Consider the following 3,208-nt stretch of genomic DNA (forward strand, 5'->3'; position numbering starts at 1 on the left):
CTGAGACAGCACAGGCGCTCGGCCAAGCGATCGTCGATGCGCTGATGGAGGCGTTCGACGGCCTCGCCGGCGACGAATGAACCACCGCTTGGCCGGTACGACTGGCTGCGCCAACGGAAACGACGGCCGGTACGTGCGCTCCCAAATCCATCCAGCCATCATGATTTCAGACTGCGCTGAATCCGCCTCGGCGGCATCGCGAGAGCCTCGCTCGTCCTGCGCATCTTCAAAGGCAACAAGACCGTCGACGTCGAGCGGCTATCCGACAAGCATGTCACTCGCCCGGTAAGGCGGCCGCGCTTTGCCCTCCTCACCAAGGTGCCCTTTGAGCAAGCCCCATCCCCCGCATGAGGACGGCCGACTTTGCCGGCTTGCCGGCTGGTGACGACAACGTATATACTTCATTAGTATCTAGCCCGCAGGAGCCGAGCATGCCGAAAGAGGCGGTTTTCACGTTGAAGCTCGAACCGGAGCTACGCGACGCCTTCATGGCCGAAACCGAAGCCGACCATCGGCCGGCATCGCAGGTGGTTCGCGAGCTGATGCGTGATTACATTGAGCGCCGGCGCGAAGAGCGGGAGTATGACGAGTTCCTCCGCCGCAAGGTCGAGGTCGCGCGGTCCTCGATGCGGGCCGGCCGAGGCCGGACGAATGATGAGATCGAGGCTGACTTCGCCGCCCGGCGTGCCAAGACGGCAAGCCAGGCGTGAGGGTCGTATGGACGCCAGAGGCCGAACAGGACCGAGCCGACATTTGGACATTGCGGCCGACAGCCCGTCAGCGGCCGCTCGGATGGACCAGCTTTTCAGCGACGTAGTGGCGAGGCTGGCGGATTTCCCCAAGCTCGGCCGCACCGGAAAAATCACCGGCACGCGCGAGCTGATTCCACATGAGAGCTAGCGTCTGGTTTACCAAGTCGAAGGCGAAAACTTGTGGGTGCTGGCTCTGGTGCATACAGCTCGCCGGTGGCCGACAAAAGAGTAAGGCGGGGCTGATGTCAAAGGCAGGATTTTCGCGCCACACTCCCGTAAATGCACCCCGCAAGGACCGAAATTTGGGCTGGAATTTCAGCTTACGCTTCAACTGAGATCGGAAACTAAAGGCTACAGCGTTTATCACAATCGACTCTTGTCGACAGTGATTGGTCTCGCCGCCCAGATCCGCGAAAATTCTGACCTTGGATCATTGGGCGGCCCTGGAAACGCAGGGCTTTGTGGCTTTTTCCTTGATCTGGTCTAATGTTCTCGCCCTGCTTGAGTGGACCACCTGGATGTGAGGAGCGCCGGGATGACAATAGAGCCGATCCGCTTGCCCGATGCCCGCCACCGTCGAGGCCGAACTCGCATCTCTGGAGGGGTAGTCGGCCGATGTCGAGCTCGCCCTCAACAAGGACTTTCCAGGTTTTGCCTTCACCATCGTGACCATTGATGTTCCTTATTGGTGGAACCCCTCGCGCCGTCCGTCTACCGCCTGCGCGGCATCGTCCATATGCGGAGTTTTTTGGCGCGCCGTGGGCGCCTTGGACGCGAGCAACGCGAGGCGAGGCGGCCCGAGCTCGAAAACTGCATCATCCGTGAGGTCGGCCCCGACGGCACGCGCGACAGAGCGTTTTAGTCTAGACGCCAATCCGGACTGGTTCATTTTCGTGCCGCGCGATGTCCGCTTTTTTGCCCACTGGGAGCGATCGAGCGCGGCCACCGACCGCATCTTGCCCACTGGGCCTTCGACATCCACGAGGCCTGCCCTTCGCCCGGTTCTTCTGATGACGCACGGACACTGGGTTGATCCGAATGTCGGCCACGCGATCGCCGAACGCCTCCGCGCGAGACGGGTCGGCTGCCCGACCAAGATGTTGCCATTCTGCTAGCCTGGGCCGACAAGCCGTATCTGTTCTGGTGGCTGCCATGAATTCATGTGCCAAAGCTCGCATCCCAAGCAAAGCTGACGGCGCGCCAACGTCATCGACGCGCTCGATTAGGTCTGCCGTTCGATCGCCGCGCGTTTCTGGCTAGGTGCCATCTGGGAAAGGAAGACACTGGCGAGACCTCGTTAAACGCGCTTGCGTCGGACGTCGGCTATCTCGAAGCGTAGTTGCCAGGCCGTCATAGTCGGCTGCTGCCCTTCGGCGCCGGAGGGCGCTGCTGATCAAGTTCGTCGCGCATCGTCCGTGGGATCCCGCCAAGCGCGATCGTTTGTCCACGCACGACATGCCGGAAGACGTGGCAGCGGCCCTGAAGGCGCAAGGCCTGTTGTGTCTCGACGGCCCGCACGCGCCCGCAGGTCCCCTGACGGCTGTCGAGATGGTGACGCTTGGCTTCGCGGGAGTTCACGCTCTGGGGCGGGGGCACGACCGTCCGCCGTCGGCCATGCGCGCGGCGGACCGCGATGGCATATCGAATAGACTGCCGTCTAAACAGCAAAAAAAGCTAGCGAAAACAGTCGTCTGGCCGTTCAGAATGCCGGAAATGTGTCTCTTTCACGAAGCCGGATTCTTCGAGAACGCGGACAACGCCGGTCCGACAGACCCAATGATGCGGTGAATGGGGAAGTTGCAGAAGGCGCATTCGGTCAAACCGGGGCCGCTTCGGTAGCCTATTTTGATTCCAATATCGCTGCCTAGAGTAGACCAGATCTGCACGAGCCGGTTATCACTCTCGTATGTCTTGAGGCCGGAATCGCCGACAATCCTTCGATCTTCCTTGCGCTCAGAACCAAACTGGAACAGTCCCCGCTTGCATAGAAACCGTCGGATCGCATTCCCAACCTGCCCGGGACACACGGGTGCCGAGTTTCAAAATCACACAACCAGTTCCGCACAGTTTTCTGGCACAGTTAGCGTTAACCTTTTGTTAACTTAAAATTTCTTGTCGGCACGAACGAATCGGACATAATGACGGCATTCGAAAGAATTTCGCCGAAATGCCGTCACTTGAGGTTCCGGAAAACATGAATGTATTGGCGCCCGTGTCGAAACCTTTGTTCGACGACACCATTCTGGCACAAGGCCGCGAGATTTCCAGGAAACTGAACCAGCTTCGTTTCGAGACATTCCCGCCGAACGCAAGGAAGACCTTGCGGCAATTCTCACTCGGGGAAGCGGCGTATTTCCTCGGGGTTTCGACTAGCAATCTCAAGAAGCTGCACCTGGAAGGCAAAGGTGTCGAGCCAACTATACACGCCGGGGGTCGGCGGACATATTCGGCTGAGC

3 protein-coding genes and 1 pseudogene are annotated in these 3,208 nt (G+C 59.8%); 3 read left to right on the plus strand and 1 reads right to left on the minus strand.

Annotated elements, in window-relative coordinates; all coding sequences use genetic code 11:
• Nucleotides 1-431 precede the first annotated feature (431 nt).
• Complete coding sequence (locus EOA24_RS31985; protein ID WP_127410484.1) at nucleotides 432-710, plus strand: antitoxin of toxin-antitoxin stability system; 279 nt, start codon at nucleotides 432-434, stop codon at nucleotides 708-710.
• 724 nt (nucleotides 711-1,434) lie between these two features.
• Here the strand turns inward: EOA24_RS31985 and EOA24_RS41970 are convergent.
• The gene (locus EOA24_RS41970; RefSeq protein ID WP_189354402.1) at nucleotides 1,435-1,734 is read right to left on the minus strand and encodes a hypothetical protein; all 300 of its coding nucleotides are present in this window, start codon (nucleotides 1,732-1,734) and stop codon (nucleotides 1,435-1,437) included.
• Nucleotides 1,735-2,192: 458 nt separating this feature from the next.
• Here EOA24_RS41970 and EOA24_RS32000 point away from each other — a divergent pair, with 458 nt between their 5' ends.
• Entirely contained in the window at nucleotides 2,193-2,540 is a 348-nt protein-coding gene (locus EOA24_RS32000) for a hypothetical protein (RefSeq protein WP_127410485.1), read from the plus strand.
• 406 nt (nucleotides 2,541-2,946) lie between these two features.
• Nucleotides 2,947-3,208, plus strand: a pseudogene (locus tag EOA24_RS32005) (plasmid partitioning protein RepA); the annotation flags it as partial.

Origin of the sequence: Mesorhizobium sp. M2A.F.Ca.ET.039.01.1.1 (assembly GCF_003998035.1) — a bacterium.
GTDB lineage: Bacteria > Pseudomonadota > Alphaproteobacteria > Rhizobiales > Rhizobiaceae > Mesorhizobium.

Bases quoted from the DNA above. Each gene is read 5' to 3' on its own strand.
- EOA24_RS31985 (WP_127410484.1), top strand. From the start codon at position 432: ATGCCGAAAGAGGCGGTTTTCACGTTGAAGCTCGAACCGGAGCTACGC.